The organism is Megasphaera geminata F0357 (genome assembly GCF_000239275.1).
In the GTDB taxonomy this organism is placed as follows: Bacteria; Bacillota; Negativicutes; order Veillonellales; family Megasphaeraceae; genus Megasphaera; species Megasphaera geminata.
Genome location: NZ_JH417616.1, coordinates 44,078 through 44,545, shown reverse-complemented (window position 1 = coordinate 44,545; position 468 = coordinate 44,078). Strand labels below are relative to the sequence as shown.

Here is a 468-nt window from a genome sequence, read left to right as displayed (position 1 = left end):
AATTACCTAAACCCCGAGAGGGGACGGAAACACTTTACAGATTTCATAGATGAACCATAAACATAATCCAATTAATTACCTAAACCCCGAGAGGGGACGGAAACAGGAAAATTCTTAGGAACGGACATGACGCAAGAGAAGTACAATTAATTACCTAAACCCCGAGAGGGGACGGAAACGCACCTTAAATTTGATGTTATTATTGGTCATTTTAATGCAATTAATTACCTAAACCCCGAGAGGGGACGGAAACCTTACCGTTTGTGGTGACCCGTTCAAAGTACCGGCAATTAATTACCTAAACCCCGAGAGGGGACGGAAACACTCATTTTCCAAGAACAATTCACCACAGCATTCGCAACCAATTAATTACCTAAACCCCGAGAGGGGACGGAAACTTTAGCCGTGCAGATGAACGATTACCGCATAAAACTTAAAATTAATTACCTAAACCCCGAGAGGGGACGG

General features: G+C 42.9%; 1 CRISPR repeat array.

From position 1 onward, the window contains the following. Window positions 1-68 precede the first annotated feature (68 nt). A CRISPR array of direct repeats spans window positions 69-398; the repeat unit is 36 nt; unit sequence CAATTAATTACCTAAACCCCGAGAGGGGACGGAAAC. Window positions 399-468: the final 70 nt, after the last annotated feature.